The following is a 17,223-nucleotide window of genomic DNA, read 5'->3' as shown; positions in this document are numbered from 1 at the left end:
CCGCCGGGCGTCAGCAGTCACGTGGCACCATGGCCCGGTGACCGTTCTCGAGGATTCCCCGTTCGTTCGTGCGTGTCGCGGCCTGCCCGGTCCGCACACGCCGGTCTGGTTCATGCGGCAGGCCGGGCGCTCGCTGCCCGAGTACCGCAAGATCCGGGAGGGGATCGGCATGCTGGAGTCGTGCCGCCGGCCCGATCTGGTCACCGAGATCACCCTGCAGCCGGTCCGCCGGCACGGCGTCGACGCCGCCATCCTGTTCAGCGACATCGTGGTGCCGATCGCCGCGGCCGGCATCGACCTGGACATCGTGGCCGGCACCGGTCCGGTCGTCGCCGCCCCGGTGCGTGAGCCCGCCGACCTGGACCGGCTGCGGCCGATCACCGCCGACGACGTGGACTTCGTCGCCGAGTCGGTCCGGCTGCTGGTCGCCGAGCTGGGTCGGACCCCGCTGATCGGCTTCGCCGGCGCGCCGTTCACGCTGGCCAGCTACCTGATCGAGGGTGGCCCGTCGCGGACCTACCTGAAGACCAAGGCGATGATGTACGACCGGCCCGAGCTGTGGAACGCGCTGCTCGACCGGCTCGCCGAGATCACCCTCACCTTCCTGCGCACGCAGATCGACGCCGGGGTCAGCGCGGTGCAGCTGTTCGACTCGTGGGCCGGCGCGCTCTCCGAGGCGGACTACCGCTCGTTCGTGATGCCGCACTCGGCGCGGGTGCTGCGCGGCCTGCGGGACGCTGGCGTGCCGCGGATCCACTTCGGGGTGGGCACCGCGGTGCTGCTCGAGGCGATGGGCGAGGCCGGCGCGGACGTGGTCGGCGTCGACTGGCGGACCCCGCTGGACGTGGCCACCAAGCGGATCGGCCCGGACCGGGCGGTGCAGGGCAACCTGGACCCGGCGATCCTGTTCGCCGGGTGGGACGTGGTGGAGCGGGAGGCCCGGCGGGTGCTCGCGCAGGGCCGGTCGGCGCCGGGCCACGTGTTCAACCTCGGGCACGGCGTGCTGCCGGAGACGGACCCGGAGATCCTCACCCGGCTGGTGGCGCTGGTCCACGAGGCGTCGGCTCGGTAGCTCACACCCGCGGACCCCGCTGAGCGGGCGGGGGCGCGGCCTGGGAGGGTGGGAGCGTGCGAAAGCGGATCGCGGTCATCGGCGGCGGCATCGCCGGCCTGGCAGCCGCCGTGCGCCTGCGGGACGTCTGCCCGCCGGACACCGAGATCATCGTGTACGAGCAGGGTGGCGCCCTGGGCGGCAAACTGCGCACCGGCGAGCTGGCCGGCGTGTCCGTCGAGCGCGGCGCCGAGTCCTTCCTGAGCTCCTCGCCCGACGGCGGCGACTCCGCGGCGGTGACCTTCGCCCGTCGCGTCGGCCTCGGCGACGCCCTGGTGCACCCGGCCGCCCAGCCGGCCGCGCTGGCGATCGGCGGCACGCTGTCCCGGATCCCGGCCGGCACCCTGGTCGGCGTGCCCGGCGACCTGTCCGCGCTGGACGGCGTGGCCCTCCCGGCGACCGGCGCCGACCGGGACACCGGCCGGCCGCTGCTCGCCCCCGGCCAGGACGTCGCGGTCGGTGAGCTGGTCCGCGCGCGGTACGGCGCCGAGGTGGTGGACCGGCTGGTCGACCCGATGCTCGGCGGGGTCTACGCGGGCCGGGCCGACCGGCTCTCGTTGCGCGCCACGATGCCGCAGCTGGCCCGCACCGCGGAGACCGAGCACACCCTGCGCGGGGCGGTCCGGGCCGCCCAGGCGCTGAGCAAGCGGACGCCCGGCCAGCCGGTCTTCGCGGCCGTGGCGGGCGGGATGAGCCGGCTGGTCGGCGCGGCGGCGATGGCGGCCCGGGCGCGGATCAGCCTGGGGCTGCCGGTGCGCGAGATCGTGCGTGCCGGGGACCGGTGGCATCTCGTGCTCGGCCCCGCACCGGAGCCGCAGACCGACGACGTGGACGCGGTGGTCCTGGCCGTGCCGGCGAAACCGGCGGCCCGCCTGCTGGCCGGGGCGGCGCCGGACGCCGCGCGGGCCGTCGGCGAGCTGGACTACGCCAGTGTCGCCCTGGTCGGGATGGCGCTGCCGCCGGGCACCCCGCTGCCCGAGCTGTCCGGTTTCCTGGTGCCGCCGGGCGAGGGCACCCTGGTCAAGGCGGCCACCTTCTTCACCAGGAAATGGCCGCACCTGGCCACCCCGGACGGTCCGGTGATCGTCCGGGCCTCGCTCGGCCGGGCCGGTGAGGAGGACCGCCTGCAGCTCAGTGACCAGGTGCTGGTGGAGATCGCCCACCGGGAGCTGGGCGAGCTGGCCGGCGGGCCTCTGCCGCCGCCCGCCGCGGCCTGGATTCAGCGCTGGGGTGGCGGCCTCCCGCAGTACGCGCCGGGCCACCCGGATCGGGTGGCGGCGGCCCGGGCCGCGCTGCCCCCGGGGATCGCGCTGGCCGGTGCCGCCCTGGACGGCGTCGGGATCCCGGTGTGTGTGGCCAGCGGCGAGCGGGCGGCGGACGATGTGAGTGATTACCTGGAGGCAAGTGCATGAGCGAGCAGACCAACGCGGCCCGGATCAACGAGCTGAACGCCACCATCCGCTACACGATGTGGTCGGTGTTCCGGGCGTCCAGCCCGCTGCCGGCCCTGCGGGACGAGCTGGCCGGTGAGGTCGACGCGCTGTTCGAGCAGCTGGCGGCGAAAGACGTGACGATCCGCGGCACCTACGACGTGTCCGGGCTGCGGGCCGACGCGGACCTGCTGGTCTGGTGGCACTCCAGCGACTCGGACGCGCTGCAGGAGGCGTACGCGCTGTTCCGGCGGACCGCGCTGGGCCGGCACCTGACCCCGGTCTGGTCGCAGATGGCGCTGCACCGGCCGGCCGAGTTCAACAAGAGCCACCTGCCGGCGTTCCTGGCCGGTGAGGAGGCGCGGCCGTACCTCTGCGTCTACCCGTTCGTCCGCTCCTACGAGTGGTACCTGCTGCCCGACGAGGAGCGCCGCGACATGCTCGCCGAGCACGGCCGGCAGGCGCGGGGGTACCCGGACGTGCGGGCCAACACGGTGGCGTCGTTCGCTCTCGGGGACTACGAGTGGATGCTCGCTTTCGAGGCCGACGAGCTGCACCGGATCGTCGACCTGATGCGGGACCTGCGGGCCTCGCGGGCGCGCCGGCACGTGCGCGAGGAGGTGCCGTTCTACACCGGCCGGCGCCGCTCGGTCGCCGAGATCGTCGCCGCGCTTCCCTAGGCCGTGTTTCGGAGTCCGGCCGCAGCCCCGGTCGGACTCCGAAACACGGGCTAGATCTCCCGCGCCATGGGTACGTGGGGGATGCCGTCCTCCACGTACTCCGGCCCGGCCGGCTCGAAACCGTACTTGCGGTAGAAGCTCACCAGGTACGACTGGGCGTCCAGCACCGCGGGCCGATGGCCGACGATCTCCAGCGCGTGCTCCATGAGCCGCCCGGCCAGACCGGCCCCGCGGGCGCTCCTGGCGGTCACCACCCGGCCGATGCGTTCCGTCCCGTGGTCATCGAGAATCCGCAGATAGGCCCGAATCTCCCGATCATGGGAGAACCATAGGTGTCGGGTACCGGGCTCGGTGTCGCGGCCGTCCAGGTCGAGGTAGGCGCATTCCTGCTCGACCACGAACACCTCGCTGCGCAGACGCAGGATGTCGTACAGCGTGGTGCTGGGCAGGTCGCGGAACGAGGCCACGCGGAACTCGTCGTGCGGTAGCGGGTGCATCGGCACAGCGTATGCGGCGCGTCGTCACCGCGCCGCCGGTGCCGCCGTTGTAGTCATGAGGCTACGGCCTGTGGAGGACGCCATGATCAAGCGCAGCAAGTTGTTCGGCAGCAAGACCCGGGTGACCTTCTCCCTCCCGGCGGACGAGCCGTCCGGGGTGGTCAGTGTGGTGGGCACCTTCAACGACTGGCAGCCCGGCAGACACGAGATGCAGGTGCGCCGGAACGGCACCCGGACGGTCAGCGTGCCCCTGGAACCCGGGCACTACCAGTTCCGCTACCTGGCCACCGGCGGTGTCTGGTTCGACGATCCGGAAGGCAGTGAACTGCGCCTATAAGCGTTTCGCCGGGCCGCCCCGGGGGATTGCCTGATCGTGACAGACGTCAAGCTCGCCATCATCTACTACTCAGCCACCGGCACGCTGCACGCGATGGCGCAGCGGTTGGGGGAGGCTGCCGAGAAGGCCGGCGCCGAGGTGCGGCTGCGGCAGGTCGCCGAGCTGGCCCCGCCCGAGGCGATCGCCTCGAACGCGGCGTGGAGCCAGCACTTCGACACCACCAAGGACGAGCCGCGGGCCACCGCCGACGACGTGGTCTGGGCGGACGCGGTGCTGTTCGGCACCCCGACCCGGTACGGCAACGTGGCCAGCCAGCTCAAGCAGTTCCTCGACACGCTGGGCCCGCAGTGGGCGCAGGGGCTGCTGGCCAACAAGGCGTACGCCGGGTTCACCGCCTCGATGACCGAGCACGGCGGCCAGGAGTCGACGCTGCTCGCCCTGTACCACACGATCTACCACTTCGGCGGGGTGGTGGTGGCGCCCGGGTACACCGATCCGCTGAAGTTCGCGGACGGCAACCCGTACGGCGTCTCGCACGTCACCGGCGGCTCGAACGACGCGCCGCTGACCGACGTGCAGTACGCCGCCCTGGATCACCTGGCGCGCCGCGTCGTCACCATCGGCGGCAAGCTGCGCGCCTAGTAAGTTTCTGCGCATGGCCGTTGACACCCAATACGAAGAACTGCTCCGGCGGGTGCTGGAGACCGGTACCCCGAAGAGCGACCGGACCGGGACCGGCACCCGCAGCCTCTTCGGTGAGCGCCTGCGCTACGACCTGTCCCAGGGGTTCCCGCTGATCACCACGAAGCGGGTGCACTTCAAGTCGATCGCCGTGGAGCTGCTCTGGTTCCTGCGCGGCGAGACGAACGTGCGGTGGCTGCGGGAGCAGGGTGTGACGATCTGGGACGAGTGGGCCGGGGCGGACGGGGAGCTGGGCCCGGTCTACGGCTTCCAGTGGCGGTCCTGGCCCGGGAAGAACGGCGACATCGACCAGATCTCCGAGGTTCTGGACACCCTCCGGAAGAATCCGGACTCGCGGCGCATGATCGTCTCGGCCTGGAACGTCGGCGATCTCCAGGACATGGCTCTCATGCCGTGCCACGCGATGTTCCAGTTCTACGTCGCCGACGGCAGGCTCTCCTGCCAGCTCTACCAGCGCAGCGCCGACCTCTTCCTCGGCGTGCCGTTCAACATCGCCTCCTACGCCCTGCTCACCCGGATGATCGCCGACCAGGTCGGGCTGATCCCCGGCGACTTCATCTGGGTCGGCGGCGACTGCCACATCTATGACAACCACGTCGACCAGGTGCGCGAGCAGCTCTCCCGGGAGGCCTACCCGTTCCCGTCGCTGGAGATCGCCCCGAGGCCCAGCCTGTTCGACTACGCGTACGAGGACTTCACCGTCGTCGACTACCGGCACCACCCGGCGATCAAAGCTCCGGTGGCGGTATGACGGTGCACATGATCTGGGCGGAGGCGCACGGCCGGGTGATCGGCGCCGGTGGTGACATCCCCTGGCGGGTGCCCGGTGAGCAGCAGATCTTCAAGGACCGGACGATGGGCGCCACCCTGGTGATGGGCCGGGCCACCTGGGACTCGCTGCCCCGCCGCCCGCTGCCCGGCCGGCGCAACCTGGTGCTCACCCGGGACCCGTCGTGGCGGGCCGACGGCGCCGAGGTCGTCCACGACCCTGACCGGATCGGAGAAAGTGAATTCTGGGTGATGGGCGGTGCCGCGGTCTACGCCGCCTTCCTGCCGCGGGCCGGCCATATCGTACGCACGGTGATCGACCTGGACGTGACCGGTGACGTCTACGCCCCGGAACTGGGTCCCGAGTGGACGGTCAGCGCCTCGACCGGCTGGCTGACCGCGCCGAACGGTGTCCGGTACGAGGTCCAGGATCTCCTTTGTTCCCCGGGGGCACAGCGCCAGGACACGTGAGTTTTACCAGCGGTGACTAGCGTCGTTTGCCGACACATTCGCGCTTATCGTTCTTATGGGGGACGATGATGGTCACCCTTTCCGTCGTCACGCCGATGTACAACGAGCGTGCGGCGGTGGACCACTTCGTAGCCCGGCTCCGGCCGGTGCTGGACGAACTGAAAGTCACCTACGAGGTCGTCGCCGTCGACGACGGCAGTTCGGACGGCACCGTGCCGCGCCTGCTGGAACTGCGGGCCACCTGGCCACAGCTGCGGGTGGTGAAGCTGCGGCGCAACGTCGGGCACCAGTCCGCGCTGGCGGCGGGCCTGCGGGCGGCCGCCGGCGACTACGTGGTCAGCATCGACGCCGACCTGCAGGATCCGCCCGAGGTGATCGGGGAGATGCTGGCCAAGGCCACCACCGAGGACCTGGACGTGGTCTACGGCGTGCGCAGCGACCGCAGCACCGACACGGTGTTCAAACGGCAGACCGCGGGGGCCTACTACTGGCTGATGCGCAAGCTGGTCGGCCCGTGGGTGAGCGGCCAGGCCGGCGATTTCCGGCTGATGAGCCGCCCGGTCGTGGACACCCTGAACGACCTGCCCGAGCAGCGCCCGGTCTATCGCCTGGTGGTGCCGTCGCTGGGCTTCCCGGCCGGCGAGGTCACCTACGTGCGGGCCGAGCGGGTGGCCGGCGAGACGAAGTACCCGCTCACCAAGATGATCAAGTTGAGCCTGGACAGCGTGACCAGCTTCTCGGCCGCGCCGCTGAAGATCGCCACCTGGCTCGGCCTGGTCACCTTCGTGGTGTGCCTGGGCCTGGTGGTCAGCGGCCTGGCGGCCTGGGCGTTCGGCGTGGTGGTGCCCGGCTGGACCTCGCTCTACATCGCGATGCTGCTGCTCGGCGCGGTCCAGCTGATCTGCCTCGGCATGCTCGGCGAGTACGTGGGCCGGATCTACGCCGCGACGCAGAACCGGCCACAGTTCCTGGTGGCCTTCGACACCGGCGCCGGGGACGTGGAGTTGCCGGCGCCCGCCTTCACCTCGGGCCGGGCCTGACCCCTATTTCGGGTCCAGCCTGATCGACAGGCTGTTCACGCAGTGCCGGGTGTCCTTCGGGGTGAAGCCCTCGCTCCGGAACACGTGACCGAGGTGCCCGTCGCAGCGGGCGCACCGGATCTCCACGCGCACCATCCCGTGGCTGCGGTCCTCGATCTCCTTGACCGCGCCCGGGATGGCGTCGTCGAAGGACGGCCAGCCGCAGTGCGAGTCGAATTTCGTGTCACTCGGGTAGAGCTCCGCGCCACAGCCGCGGCACCGGTACATCCCCTCGGTCTTGGTGTTCACGTACTCACCACTCCAGGGCGCCTCGGTGCCGGCCTCGCGGAGCACCCGGAACTCCTCCGGGTTCAGCCGGATCCGCCACTCGTCCTCGGTGGTGGGCAGCGTGGTCTCTTCGGTTGCCATGCCTATAAAAGTACGTCGCACCGACGGTGCGGCGCGGCGCCTGGCTGGGCCGTTGAGCCGTCTATGGAAGCTGCATCCCCGACGTTCCGGCCGACCTTCCAGCAAGCGCTCGGCCACGGCCTCTATCTCGGCGCGCTGAGCGCGGTGGCGAGTGTCACGACGGGGGTGATCGCGACCCTGCTCTGGCCCGGGCCGGTGGGGCCGCCCGGCTGGTCGTGGGCGGTGCTGGTGCTGGCGCCGCTGCTGCTCGGGGTCGCGCTGGGGATCATGTCGGGACGGCGTACCGGGGTCGAGGTGGGCACCCGGGGGATCCGGACGTCGTCGCTGCTCGGCGAGGGCGAGGCGCCCTGGAACCGGGTGGTGGACCTGCGCGCCGAACGGCGCGGGCGGCGCAACGTGGTCTCGGTCTACCTGGACTCGGGGGCCAGTGTGCAGTTGCACGCGCCGTACAGCGGGGGCCTGTTCGCGGCCGACCCGCAGTTCGAGCTCAAGGTGTTCGCTTTGTCGCATTTGTGGCGTAGTCACCGTTTCGGTGGACTTCCGAGCTGATGACGCGCCGGGCGTGCTTTTCGGGTAAAACGGGCAATCCCCGCTAAGCTCCCGTGCGACCATGCAACCGTACGCAATCGCAACAGAACGGATACTCCTCATGAGCTTTGTTCGTCGGCTGGCCGTGGGACTGCCCGCGGCCGGCGTCACCGCCTTCGCCGCGCTCGCCATCTCGTCGCCGGTTCTCGCCGCCGACACCGCTCAGGCGGGCCACCCGGTCGTGATGGCCAGCCCGGACCGGGGCAGCGCCGGTTACGGCGCCGAGCAGCCGGCGGCGACCACCGCGCCGGCCACCGCGGTGCCCACCACTCCGCCGGCGGCCGTCACGGCGGCCACCGCGAGCCCGGCCACCACCGGCGGCACCCGTGGGCACGCCGGCTACGGCGGGGAGAGCCCGGCCGAGACGCCGAGCCTGCCGACCGGTGGCGCCCAGTCCGCGCCGGGTGGCGTCAGCTCGGCGAACGCGCCGTCGCCGGTCACCACCAAGGGCAGCGGGGTCAGCTCCGGCTCGCTGCCGCTGACCGGTGGCCCGGTCGGCGCGACGGTCGCGGTCGGCGCGATGCTGGTGGCCGGTGGCGCGGGCGCGCTCTGGTACACCCGCCGGCGGAAGACCGCCTGATCGACAACATGTCCGATTTGTGAGGGTCACCCGACTTTGTCGGGTGACCCTCGCCTTTTCGCATAACCTCGGGGTATGCCGAAAGCCGCCGCGGAAGAGCATCAGATCGCCGGCCACACCGTGCGCCTGAGCAGCCCCGACAAGATCGTCTTCGCCGAGCGTGGCTACACCAAACGCGACGTCTTCGAGTACTACCTCGCGGTCGGCGACGGCATCCTGCGCGCCCTGCGGGACCGCCCCACCACGCTGCAACGCTTCCCGGACGGCCTGGACGGCGAGACGTTCTTCCAGAAACGCATCCCGGCCCGCGGCGTGCCCGAGTGGGTCACCACCGCTCAGATCAGGTTCCCGAGCATGCGTACGGCGGACGAGCTCTGCCCCGCCGACCTCGCCCACGTGGCCTGGGCCGCCCAGATGGGCACCGTGGTCTTCCACCCCTGGCCGGTCCGCGCCGCCGCCCCGGACCACCCGGACGAGCTGCGCATCGACCTGGACCCGCAGCCCGGCCTCGGCTTCGGCGACGTCACCGCGGCCGCCGGCGTGGTCCGCGAGGTGCTCGCCGACCTGGGCTGGGTGGGCTTCCCGAAGACGTCCGGCGGGCGTGGCGTGCACGTCTACGTCCGGATCGCCCCGCGCTGGGACTTCGTCCAGGTGCGCCGGGCGGCCATCGCGCTGGCCCGCGAGGTGGAGCGGCGCAACCCGTCGGCGATCACCACCGCCTGGTGGAAGGAGGAGCGCGGCGACCGGGTCTTCCTGGACTTCAACCAGATGGCCCGGGACCGGACCATCGCCTGCGCGTACTCGCTGCGGGCCAACCCGCGGGCCACCGTCTCCACCCCGGTCACCTGGGATGAGCTGACCCGGGTCGAGCCGGACGACTTCGACCTGCGCACCGTACCGAAAAGGATCGCCGAGATCGGCGACCCGCACGCCGCCATCGACGACGTGGCACACGACCTGACGCCGCTGCTGGAGTGGGTGGAGCGGGACGAGAGGGCCGGGCTGGGCGACCTGCCCTATCCGCCCGACCACCCGAAGATGCCGGGCGAGCCGCCCCGCGTCCAGCCCAGCAAGAAGAACCCGGCGAACTGGGAGGCCTGACTCACCAGGTGAACTGCGGGCCGCGGACCGACCCGCCGGGGAGCAGGGGCCGGTTGGTGTACTCCCAGCTCTGCTCGACGACGTAGCGGCCGCCGTGCGGCGCCTGCAACTCGACGGGCCCGCAGGTGTGCTGCAGGACCGCGTCGGTGAACATCTGCGCCGAGCAGGTGTACGGGCCGGCGACGACCTCGTCGGTCTCGGCGTCCCGGACGGTCAGCGAGATGTCGGCCTGCACGCCGGGCACCGCCTCCATCCGGCCGACCGCGCGGATCGCCGGGCCCAGGGCGTGACACGGCTGGACCAGCATCGGATGGCCGAGGTCGAAGGAGTACTTGTCGCTGCACACCCAGGGGTGGAACGCCACCGAGCCGCCGACCCGGCCCGGACCGGCGGAGGCGCCGATCTGGGCGGGCCCGGCCGTCACGCCGATCCCGGCGCCCCGGGCGATCGGGGTGGCCCCGGCCCGCGGCGCGGTGCGGCCGGAACTCGCGTGCTCGATCGGGGCGGGCCCGGCCGCGGCGGTGTCCGGCCCCCGGCCGGCGACGGCGGCCGGCGGAAGCGGCGGTACGACGGTCACCGAGGGCATCGGGCCGGCGGCGATGCCCCGATCCGGTGCCGGCTGCGCGGCGGCCGGTGCCCGCCCGAACCCGTCCAGCAGCTGCCAGGCGTGGTAACCGCCCCAGCCGGTGGCCGCGAGCACGCCGCAGACCGCGGTGATCACCAGGCCGTGCCGTCCCCACAGCCAGCTCCGCGGGCGGTTGCGCGGCGCCCGGCGAGCGGGCCGGGCCGGGCTCGCCGGCAGGACCGGCGGGTCGACGCCGGGCGGCTCGGCCGGGGCGGGCAGGGCCGGCATCCCGGCCATGTCGCGAGCCAGCCCGCGCAGCGCCTCCTGGAGCCGGGCGGCGGCCGGGCGTCGTTCCGGGTCCTTGTCGAGGCAGTCCCGCACCACCGACCACACCGGCTCGGGCATCCCGGGCGGGCGGGGCACCGGCTCCTCCAGGTGGCCGTGCAGCACCGCGAACGGCTCGCCGTCGTACGGCGGATAGCCGCAGACCAGCTCGTAGAGCATGATGCCGAGCGCGTAGACGTCGGCAGCCGGCGTGGCCTCGCCCCCGCTGATCGTCTCGGGCGCCATGTAGCGCGGCGTGCCGATGATCGCGTGCGGGGTGGTGAGGCCGGCGGTGTCCAGGACCCGGGCGATGCCGAAGTCGGTGAGCCGTACCCGTACGCCGTCGTCGTCCTCGCTGAGCAGCACGTTGTCCGGCTTCACGTCCCGGTGCACCACGCCCAGCGCGTGGGTCTCGGTCAGCGCCGCGGCGACCTGTGCCGACAGCGACGCGGCCTCGGCGGCCGGCAGGGTGCCCCGCTCGCGCAGCCGGTCCCGCAGGCTGCCGCCGGCCACGAAGTCCATCACCAGGCCGATCGACTCGCCGGCGCTGAACAGGTCGCGGACACCGACGATGTTCTCGTGCCGGACCATCATCAGGATGGTCCGTTCCTGGACGAACCGGGTGACCAGCTTCGGTTGCCGCAGCAGGCCCTCGTGCAGCAGCTTGACGGCGACCTGCTCCCCGGTGGCTCGGTCGATGCCCCGCCACACCGTCCCGGTGGCGCCCTGGCCCACCGGGCAGACCAGGACGTACGAGTTGCCGACGCACCTGCCGCTCAGGTCGACGGTGCTGGGCTCGCCGGGATGGGAGCGGGGGCCGTTCATGGAGAGGGACGGCTGCACGGGTGCCGTGTCCTTTCTTCGCCGGGGCCGGGAGGGGAGCGACGCCGATAGTCGTGGCAACCCGGTCCCGCGGCAACGTGTCCGCGCCCGAACCGTCAGTAAATGCCAGGCTTGTCGCGGCCTCGTCACCGGTGCGCCGGACGGCTCGTTACCTCTCCAGGTCCAGCTTCATGCCCTCGTGCGAGCGGACGAAGCCGAGCCTCTCGTAGAACCGGTGCGCGTCGGCCCGCTTCTTGTCCGAGGTGAGCTGGACCAGTCGGCAGCCGCGCTCGCGGGCCCGCTCGATGGTCCAGCGCATCATCTCGGCGCCCAGCCCGTGGCCGCGCCGGCCGGCCTGGATCCGGACCGCCTCGATCTGCATCCGCCACGCGCCGCCCCGGCTCAGGCCGGGCAGGTAGGTGAGCTGGCAGGTGCCGGTCACCGCGCCGTCCTCGACGGCGACGATCAGTTCGTTGTTCGGGTCGGCCTCGATCGCCGCGAAGGCCGCCCAGATCTCCGGGCCGGCCTCCGCCGGTACCTCGCCGAAGCCGCGCTCCCGGCTCAGGTCGTCGTCGGCGAGCAGGGCGAGCACGGCGGGGACGTCGGCACGGGTGGCGATCCGGAACTCCATGATCGTCAGTCTGTCAGGGCTTTCCGGAAGCCCGCCGTCCCGGCACGATGATCTGATGAACGTGCTGCTCAGGGTGCCGCGGGCGGTGTACCGCGGAATGGTCTGGCTGGCCAACTCGCCGAAGACGCTGGTTCTCGCGTACGCGGTCCTGATCTTCGTCTGTGGTTGTCTCTACTCCTTCTTCGAGGGCAAGACGATGGGCGACTCGCTCTGGTGGGCCGTCGTCACCGCGTCCACCGTCGGTTACGGCGACATCTCCCCGCACGGCTGGCCGGCCCGGATCATGGCGGTGCTGCTCATCTCGGTCATGGTGCTGCTGGTGATCCCGCTGATCACCGCGCACTTCGCCAGCAAGCTGATCGTGGACCACGACGCCTTCCGGCACGAGGAGCAGGAGGAGCTGAAGGACAACCTGCGTCAGGTCCGCCGGCTGCTGGAGGAGCTGGCCGCGCGGGAGGGCATCATTTCGCCGGGCACCGCAGCCCCTCCGGTGGCACCGTCAGACCGATGAGGTACCCGTCCACCGCCTTGACCACGCAGGGGGTCGACGGGTACGCGGTGTGCCCCTCGCCCTCCCAGGTCAGCACGTGCCCGGTGCCCAGCATGGTGGCCAGGTCGGCGGTGTTCTCGTACGGCGTGGCCGGGTCGCCGGTGGTGCCCACCACCACGATCGGCGGCGCGCCGGCCGCCTTGCCGGCCGGGTACGGGTCCCGCTTGCCCGGCCAGTACGTGCACGGCAGCATCCCCATCGCCAGCGGCGCCCCGAAGATCGGGTACTTCTTGCGCCACTGCGACTGCAGCTGACGCACCCGCGCCGCGGTCGGCGCGTCGTCGGTGTCCGCGCAGTTCACCGCGAGGTTGGCGTCGAACAGGTTGGAGTAGCTGCCGTCCGGCTTGCGCTCCGCGTACTGATCGGCCAAATCCATGATGCCCTTGGCGTCACCGGTCTGCAGCTCGTCGATCGCCCTGGCCAGGCTGGTCCAGCCGTCCTCGGTGTACAGCGACGAGATCAGCCCGACGAAGATCCAGCCGGCGGTGGCCTTGCGCCCGTCGGTGTAGGGCACCGGGGAGTTCTCCGCCTTGGCCATCGCGTCGGTGACCGCGCCGCGCGGGTCGGCGGAGATCGGGCATTTCGCCGGATGCTTCGTGCACCACCCGGTGAAGTTGCGGAACGCCCGCTCGAAGCCCTTGGCCTGCGACTCCGAGCCCTGCACGTAGTTCTCCGTGGGGTCGACGGCGCCGTCCAGCACCAGGGCCCGCACGTTCGTCGGGAAGAGCTGGGCGTAGGTGGCGCCGAGCAGGGTGCCGTAGGAGAAGCCGAGGTAGCTCAGCTTGCTGTCGCCGACCGCGGCGCGCAGCGCGTCGATGTCCCGGGCGGCCTGCTCGGTGGAGAACAACGGCAGCTGGTCGCCGTACTTGCGGCCGCAGCCGTCGGCGATCCGCTTGTTCAGCGCGGCGACCCTGTCGAACTCGGCCTGGCCGACCGGATCCGGGTCGGCCGCGAAGCTGGCGTCCTGGTCGCTGTCGCTGATGCACTTGATCGGGCTGGACCGGCCCACGCCGCGCGGATCGAACCCGATCAGGTCGAACCTGTCGGTGACCTCGGTGGGCAGGCCGCCGAAGGTCGGGCCGAACGAGAGGTAGACGGCGGTGTCGATGCCGGACCCGCCGGGACCGCCCGGGTTGATCAGCAGGGACCCGATCCGGTTCTTCTGGGTTTTCGACCGGATACGGATCATCGCGACGTCATAGGTGGCGCCGCTGTCCGGTTTTGCCCAGTCGCGAGGCACCGCCACCGAGGCGCAGTCGTAGGTCATCCCGGCCGCGCCCTTGCCCACCAGTTTCTCCGGCACGCCGGCACAGGGCGTCCAATGGGCGGCCGCACCCGGTGTCGAGGCGGTGCCCGGGGCAGCGCCGCCGGCCGGATCGGCCGGGTCGTCGGCGCCGTCCGGCGCGAACGCGGGCAGCGTGCAGCCCCCGGCGGTCATGACCAGCACGGTCAGCAGGGCGATCACCGAACGCGGACGACGGGGCACGGCTCGGACCTTTCGACGGCAGGGCACCCAGGCTAGCCGGTGCCTCCGGCACCACCGCTCAGCGGCTGGTGAGCACCTCGGCCAGATCGAACCGCACCGGCCGCTCCAGCTGGTCGTAGGTGCAGGTCCGCGGCTCCCGGTCGGGCCGCCAGCGCTCGAACTGGGCGGTGTGCCGGAACCGGAGGCCCTCCATGTAGTCGTAGCGGACCTCGACCACCCGTTCCGGGCGCAGCGGGGTGAACGACAGGTCCTTGCCGTTGTTCCACCGGCTCACCTCGTTCTTCCGCGGGGTGCGCTCGCCCTGCAGGTGCGCCGCCCAGTCCCACGGGTGCCCCTCGAAGCCGGTGACCAGCGGCTGCAGTTCCTCGAACAGCTGCTCGCGCACCTGCACCGGGAACGCGCCGATCACCCCGACCGAGACCAGCACGTCCCGCTCGTCGTAGAGGCCGAGCAGCAGCGAGCCGATCCGGTTCTCCGCGGACTTGTGCACCCGGTAGCCGGCCACCACGCAGTCCGCCGTCCGCTTGTGCTTGACCTTGAACATCACCCGCTTGTCCGGCTGGTAGGTCAGATCGCGCGGCTTGGCGATCAGCCCGTCCAGCCCGGCGCCCTCGAACTGGGCGAACCACCGCCGGGCGGTCTCCAGGTCGTCGGTGGCCGGAGTGACGTACACCGGAGCCTTCGCCTGGGCCAGCGCCTGCCGCAACCGGTCCCGCCGCTGCTCGAAGGGCAGCTCGGTGAGATCCTCGTCACCGAGCGCCAGCAGGTCGAAGGCGACGAACGCGGCGGGGGTCTGCTCGGCGAGCAGCTTGACCCGGCTGGCCGCGGGGTGGATCCGCTGCTGGAGCGCCTCGAAGTCCAGGGTGTTGCGCTCGGTGTCGGCGACGATCACCTCCCCGTCGATCACCGCCCGCTCCGGGAAGTTGGCCAGCACCGCCTCGACCACCTCGGGGAAGTACCGCGTCATCGGCTTCTCGTTGCGACTGCCGATCTCCACCTCGTCGCCGTCCCGGAAGACGATCGACCGGAAGCCGTCCCATTTCGGCTCGTAGATCTGGCCGGCCGGGATCTCCGCGACGGGTTTGGCGAGCATCGGCTTGACCGGATGCTGGATCGGCAGCTGCATCCGCCCAGTCTGCCGGAAAATCGGCCGGGCGAGGCCCGTTACCCGGCCCCGGGCACGGACCAGGTCATCGATGGCCCGGACCACACTCGACAGACGGGTTCGTCCGGCGCCGCGCCGGCGCCGGGCCGGCTGTCCGGTATGCCGAGGATGCCGGGCTACGCCTCGGTGCGAGCGCCCTCGGTGTCGCGCCGCGCGGCGTCCGCTACCGGCTGGACCCGCGCTGACCGTTGCCGCGGCAGCAGCCCGCGCCCGACGCCCAGCAGGACCGGCCGGTCCGCCCGCTTCGCGGTGTTCTGCTCCATCTTGTCCATGGCAACCTCGCAACCTCGTGGTCGGAGGTTTGTATCAGCGGACCAGCAGTTCGACAAGCCTTTCCAGCTCGGCGGCGGGATCCGCGGCCAGCCCCATGTGGACCGGGCCGGCCCGCAGGACGGTGCTGCGCGGGGCGACCAGCCAGCGGAAGCGCTCGCCCAGCTTCATCCCGGCCGCCGCGCCGCCGCCCCGGCAGGTCGCCGTCCAGGAGTCCAGGGCGGCCCGCACCGCCGGCACGTCGGCCGCCGGGTCCAGGGCCAGCAGCCGGGCCTCGTCGAGGTGGGTACGGGCGGCCAGGAAGTCGTGGCGCTGGCAGTAGAGCAGCACCCCGACGTTGATCAGCTCGCCACGCTCGATCCGGGGCATGGCCTGGACCAGCGCGTACTCGTAAGGGGTCCGGGTCATGGCAGCCACGCCTCCGGCCGGGCGGCGCGGGCCGCGAGATGCCGCTGGTACGCGTCCCGGTCGCCGTCGTCCAGCCAGTCCGCCGGGACCAGCGCGACCACCTCGGCGAGCAGCTCCGGCGTGATCCGGGCGGCCAGCGCCGGGCCCTCGGTGGCGAGTTCGGTGGCGTACGGCTCGAGCACGTGGTCGTCCCATCGGTACGGCCGGTGCACCACGCTCTCCGCCCGCGCCCAGTTGTGGTGGAAGTACAGCGTGGCGCCGTGGTCGATCAGCCACAGCCCGCCGTGCCAGATCAGCAGGTTGGGATTGCGCCAGCTGCGGTCCACGTTCTCCACGAAGGCGTCGAAGGCGAGCACCCGGCTGGCCAGGCCGGCCTCGACCGGGTGCGCGTTCGGGTCGTAGCCCAGGGCGCCGGGCAGGAAGTCCATCCCCAGGTTGCCGCCGGCGCTCGCCTTGATCAGCTCCTGGACCTCCTCGTCCGGCTCGGCGCGGGCCACCACCGGGTCCAGCTCGACCCGGGCCAGCTCCGGCACCGGCAGGCCGAGGCGGCGCGCCAGCTCTCCGGCGATCACCTCGGCGACCAGGGCTTTCGGGCCCTGGCCGGCGCCCCGGAACTTGACCACGTACGTCCCGAGGTCGTCGGCCTCGACGACCCCGGGAAGTGAGCCGCCCTCCCTCAGCGGGGTGACGTAACGGATCGCGGTGACCTCGGATAGCACGTGATCACCCTAATGGGCCCTGCTTCCGCAGCTCGTCCACCTTCGTCATGGCGGTGCGCAGGTCGGCCAGCCACTCCTCGGTGTGCTGCCCGACCAACCGGACGCACCAGGCCAGCGCGTCCGACCGGGAACGGGCCACGCCGGCGTCCACCAGGGTGTCCAGCACCTGGCGCTCGGGCTGGCGCAGCCGGGTCATCACCGGGGCGGCCAGGTGCGTCCACAGCTCCGACGCGTCGCCGCAGCGCGCACCCCAGGCGACCTTGCGCTGGTAGCGGTGCTCGACCTGGTGGGCGATCCGGATCCGGTCGTCCCGGGTGTTCGCCCGGAACTGGGCGATCCGCCCGGCGTGCGCGGTGGCCCGGTCCGCGTCGGTGGCCTCGGCCGGCAGGTCCGGCTCGGGCAGCCGGCCCCAGATGATGATCTCGTCGCGGTCCACCACGACCTCGGGCGGCTCGGTGAACCACCCGTCCGGCACCGCTCCGGTCACCCAGGCGGCGGCGGCGTCGTCGGCGGGCGGCGGCTCGGTGCGTGCCCCGGGCGGGGCGGGACGAAAGCGCATGACGACCTCCT

The 17,223-nt window shown here is 72.1% G+C and carries 22 protein-coding genes; 12 read left to right on the top strand and 10 right to left on the bottom strand.

Translation table 11 applies throughout. From position 1 onward, the window contains the following. The first annotated feature begins 37 nt into the window (after positions 1-37). From hemE to hemQ, 3 genes are read left to right on the top strand one after another with little or no spacing between them, the layout of a single operon-like run. On the top strand, positions 38-1,072 hold the full coding sequence (gene hemE / locus Actob_RS36865) for a uroporphyrinogen decarboxylase (RefSeq protein ID WP_328518402.1): 1,035 nt from the start codon (positions 38-40) through the stop codon (positions 1,070-1,072). A gap of 56 nt (positions 1,073-1,128) precedes the next feature. Beyond that, positions 1,129-2,523 carry a protoporphyrinogen oxidase gene (gene hemG, locus Actob_RS36860; protein ID WP_284916585.1) on the top strand — a complete coding sequence of 465 codons (1,395 nt, stop codon included), beginning with the start codon at positions 1,129-1,131 and terminating at the stop codon, positions 2,521-2,523. Beyond that, complete coding sequence (gene hemQ / locus Actob_RS36855) at positions 2,520-3,221, top strand: hydrogen peroxide-dependent heme synthase (protein ID WP_284916584.1); 702 nt, start codon at positions 2,520-2,522, stop codon at positions 3,219-3,221. Before hemG ends, hemQ begins: the two co-directional genes overlap by 4 nt. 50 nt (positions 3,222-3,271) lie before the next feature. On the opposite strand, the gene Actob_RS36850 is transcribed toward hemQ, so the two are convergent. Then, positions 3,272-3,718: a GNAT family N-acetyltransferase gene (locus tag Actob_RS36850; protein WP_284916583.1), complete on the bottom strand. Its 447-nt coding sequence runs from the start codon at positions 3,716-3,718 to the stop codon at positions 3,272-3,274. 82 nt (positions 3,719-3,800) lie between these two features. On the opposite strand from Actob_RS36850, the gene Actob_RS36845 reads away from it, so the two are divergent. From Actob_RS36845 to Actob_RS36825, 5 genes are all read left to right on the top strand, one after another. Beyond that, positions 3,801-4,055 carry an isoamylase early set domain-containing protein gene (locus Actob_RS36845; RefSeq protein ID WP_284916582.1) on the top strand — a complete coding sequence of 85 codons (255 nt, stop codon included), beginning with the start codon at positions 3,801-3,803 and terminating at the stop codon, positions 4,053-4,055. Between the two features lie 36 nt (positions 4,056-4,091). Next, positions 4,092-4,697, top strand: a complete 606-nt coding sequence (wrbA, locus tag Actob_RS36840; protein ID WP_284916581.1) for an NAD(P)H:quinone oxidoreductase — start codon at positions 4,092-4,094, stop codon at positions 4,695-4,697. Between the two features lie 13 nt (positions 4,698-4,710). After that, entirely contained in the window at positions 4,711-5,508 is a 798-nt protein-coding gene (locus Actob_RS36835; protein ID WP_284916580.1) for a thymidylate synthase, read from the top strand. Next, a complete protein-coding gene (locus tag Actob_RS36830) occupies positions 5,505-5,996 on the top strand; it encodes a dihydrofolate reductase (protein ID WP_284916579.1) in 492 nt (163 codons plus the stop codon). Before Actob_RS36835 ends, Actob_RS36830 begins: the two co-directional genes overlap by 4 nt. 65 nt (positions 5,997-6,061) lie before the next feature. Beyond that, positions 6,062-7,036 (top strand): glycosyltransferase family 2 protein, encoded by a 975-nt coding sequence (locus Actob_RS36825; protein WP_284916577.1) that lies wholly within the window; start codon positions 6,062-6,064, stop codon positions 7,034-7,036. A gap of 3 nt (positions 7,037-7,039) precedes the next feature. On the opposite strand, the gene msrB is transcribed toward Actob_RS36825, so the two are convergent. Continuing rightward, complete coding sequence (gene msrB / locus Actob_RS36820) at positions 7,040-7,444, bottom strand: peptide-methionine (R)-S-oxide reductase MsrB (protein ID WP_284916576.1); 405 nt, start codon at positions 7,442-7,444, stop codon at positions 7,040-7,042. A 63-nt stretch (positions 7,445-7,507) separates the two neighbouring features. Between msrB and Actob_RS36815 the strand changes: the two genes are divergently transcribed. From Actob_RS36815 to ligD, 3 genes are all read left to right on the top strand, one after another. Next, positions 7,508-7,993 (top strand): hypothetical protein, encoded by a 486-nt coding sequence (locus tag Actob_RS36815; protein WP_284916575.1) that lies wholly within the window; start codon positions 7,508-7,510, stop codon positions 7,991-7,993. A 100-nt stretch (positions 7,994-8,093) separates the two neighbouring features. Continuing rightward, complete coding sequence (locus Actob_RS36810) at positions 8,094-8,612, top strand: LPXTG cell wall anchor domain-containing protein (protein WP_284916574.1); 519 nt, start codon at positions 8,094-8,096, stop codon at positions 8,610-8,612. A 75-nt stretch (positions 8,613-8,687) separates the two neighbouring features. Beyond that, complete coding sequence (gene ligD / locus Actob_RS36805; RefSeq protein ID WP_284916573.1) at positions 8,688-9,713, top strand: non-homologous end-joining DNA ligase; 1,026 nt, start codon at positions 8,688-8,690, stop codon at positions 9,711-9,713. A gap of 1 nt (position 9,714) precedes the next feature. On the opposite strand, the gene Actob_RS36800 is transcribed toward ligD, so the two are convergent. Beyond that, on the bottom strand, positions 9,715-11,445 hold the full coding sequence (locus tag Actob_RS36800) for a serine/threonine-protein kinase (RefSeq protein WP_284916572.1): 1,731 nt from the start codon (positions 11,443-11,445) through the stop codon (positions 9,715-9,717). 148 nt (positions 11,446-11,593) lie between these two features. Continuing rightward, positions 11,594-12,055: a GNAT family N-acetyltransferase gene (locus tag Actob_RS36795; RefSeq protein ID WP_284916571.1), complete on the bottom strand. Its 462-nt coding sequence runs from the start codon at positions 12,053-12,055 to the stop codon at positions 11,594-11,596. 55 nt (positions 12,056-12,110) lie between these two features. On the opposite strand from Actob_RS36795, the gene Actob_RS36790 reads away from it, so the two are divergent. Then, complete coding sequence (locus Actob_RS36790; protein WP_284916570.1) at positions 12,111-12,566, top strand: potassium channel family protein; 456 nt, start codon at positions 12,111-12,113, stop codon at positions 12,564-12,566. Here Actob_RS36790 and Actob_RS36785 read toward each other — a convergent pair. From Actob_RS36785 to Actob_RS36760, 6 genes are all read right to left on the bottom strand, one after another. Next, the gene (locus Actob_RS36785; protein WP_284922456.1) at positions 12,517-14,043 is read right to left on the bottom strand and encodes an alpha/beta hydrolase; all 1,527 of its coding nucleotides are present in this window, start codon (positions 14,041-14,043) and stop codon (positions 12,517-12,519) included. The genes Actob_RS36790 and Actob_RS36785 overlap by 50 nt on opposite strands. Positions 14,044-14,149: 106 nt before the next feature. Further along, complete coding sequence (locus tag Actob_RS36780) at positions 14,150-15,217, bottom strand: ATP-dependent DNA ligase (protein ID WP_284916569.1); 1,068 nt, start codon at positions 15,215-15,217, stop codon at positions 14,150-14,152. 155 nt (positions 15,218-15,372) lie between these two features. Beyond that, on the bottom strand, positions 15,373-15,528 hold the full coding sequence (locus Actob_RS36775; protein ID WP_284916568.1) for a hypothetical protein: 156 nt from the start codon (positions 15,526-15,528) through the stop codon (positions 15,373-15,375). Between the two features lie 34 nt (positions 15,529-15,562). After that, a complete protein-coding gene (locus Actob_RS36770) occupies positions 15,563-15,934 on the bottom strand; it encodes a DUF3037 domain-containing protein (RefSeq protein ID WP_284916567.1) in 372 nt (123 codons plus the stop codon). Then, a complete protein-coding gene (locus Actob_RS36765) occupies positions 15,931-16,653 on the bottom strand; it encodes a HipA family kinase (protein WP_284916566.1) in 723 nt (240 codons plus the stop codon). The genes Actob_RS36770 and Actob_RS36765 overlap by 4 nt, the downstream gene beginning before the upstream one ends. A 4-nt stretch (positions 16,654-16,657) precedes the next feature. Continuing rightward, positions 16,658-17,212 (bottom strand): hypothetical protein, encoded by a 555-nt coding sequence (locus Actob_RS36760; protein WP_284916565.1) that lies wholly within the window; start codon positions 17,210-17,212, stop codon positions 16,658-16,660. Positions 17,213-17,223 lie beyond the last annotated feature (11 nt).

This window comes from Actinoplanes oblitus, from assembly GCF_030252345.1.
In the GTDB taxonomy this organism is placed as follows: Bacteria; Actinomycetota; Actinomycetes; order Mycobacteriales; family Micromonosporaceae; genus Actinoplanes; species Actinoplanes oblitus.
The sequence above is the reverse complement of the archived record's forward strand: the minus strand, read 5'-3'. Positions and strand labels throughout refer to the sequence as shown.

Excerpts from the sequence above, each read along its gene's own strand:
- hemQ (WP_284916584.1), top strand. The coding sequence starts at position 2,520 with ATGAGCGAGCAGACCAACGCGGCCCGGATCAACGAGCTGAACGCCACC.
- Actob_RS36850 (WP_284916583.1), bottom strand. The coding sequence starts at position 3,718 with ATGCACCCGCTACCGCACGACGAGTTCCGCGTGGCCTCGTTCCGCGAC.
- Actob_RS36845 (WP_284916582.1), top strand. The coding sequence starts at position 3,801 with ATGATCAAGCGCAGCAAGTTGTTCGGCAGCAAGACCCGGGTGACCTTC.
- Actob_RS36835 (WP_284916580.1), top strand. The coding sequence starts at position 4,711 with ATGGCCGTTGACACCCAATACGAAGAACTGCTCCGGCGGGTGCTGGAG.
- Actob_RS36830 (WP_284916579.1), top strand. The coding sequence starts at position 5,505 with ATGACGGTGCACATGATCTGGGCGGAGGCGCACGGCCGGGTGATCGGC.
- Actob_RS36825 (WP_284916577.1), top strand. The coding sequence starts at position 6,062 with ATGATGGTCACCCTTTCCGTCGTCACGCCGATGTACAACGAGCGTGCG.
- msrB (WP_284916576.1), bottom strand. The coding sequence starts at position 7,444 with ATGGCAACCGAAGAGACCACGCTGCCCACCACCGAGGACGAGTGGCGG.
- Actob_RS36815 (WP_284916575.1), top strand. The coding sequence starts at position 7,508 with ATGGAAGCTGCATCCCCGACGTTCCGGCCGACCTTCCAGCAAGCGCTC.
- Actob_RS36810 (WP_284916574.1), top strand. The coding sequence starts at position 8,094 with ATGAGCTTTGTTCGTCGGCTGGCCGTGGGACTGCCCGCGGCCGGCGTC.
- ligD (WP_284916573.1), top strand. The coding sequence starts at position 8,688 with ATGCCGAAAGCCGCCGCGGAAGAGCATCAGATCGCCGGCCACACCGTG.
- Actob_RS36795 (WP_284916571.1), bottom strand. The coding sequence starts at position 12,055 with ATGGAGTTCCGGATCGCCACCCGTGCCGACGTCCCCGCCGTGCTCGCC.
- Actob_RS36790 (WP_284916570.1), top strand. The coding sequence starts at position 12,111 with ATGAACGTGCTGCTCAGGGTGCCGCGGGCGGTGTACCGCGGAATGGTC.
- Actob_RS36785 (WP_284922456.1), bottom strand. The coding sequence starts at position 14,043 with ATGACCGCCGGGGGCTGCACGCTGCCCGCGTTCGCGCCGGACGGCGCC.
- Actob_RS36780 (WP_284916569.1), bottom strand. The coding sequence starts at position 15,217 with ATGCAGCTGCCGATCCAGCATCCGGTCAAGCCGATGCTCGCCAAACCC.
- Actob_RS36775 (WP_284916568.1), bottom strand. The coding sequence starts at position 15,528 with ATGGACAAGATGGAGCAGAACACCGCGAAGCGGGCGGACCGGCCGGTC.
- Actob_RS36770 (WP_284916567.1), bottom strand. The coding sequence starts at position 15,934 with ATGACCCGGACCCCTTACGAGTACGCGCTGGTCCAGGCCATGCCCCGG.
- Actob_RS36760 (WP_284916565.1), bottom strand. The coding sequence starts at position 17,212 with ATGCGCTTTCGTCCCGCCCCGCCCGGGGCACGCACCGAGCCGCCGCCC.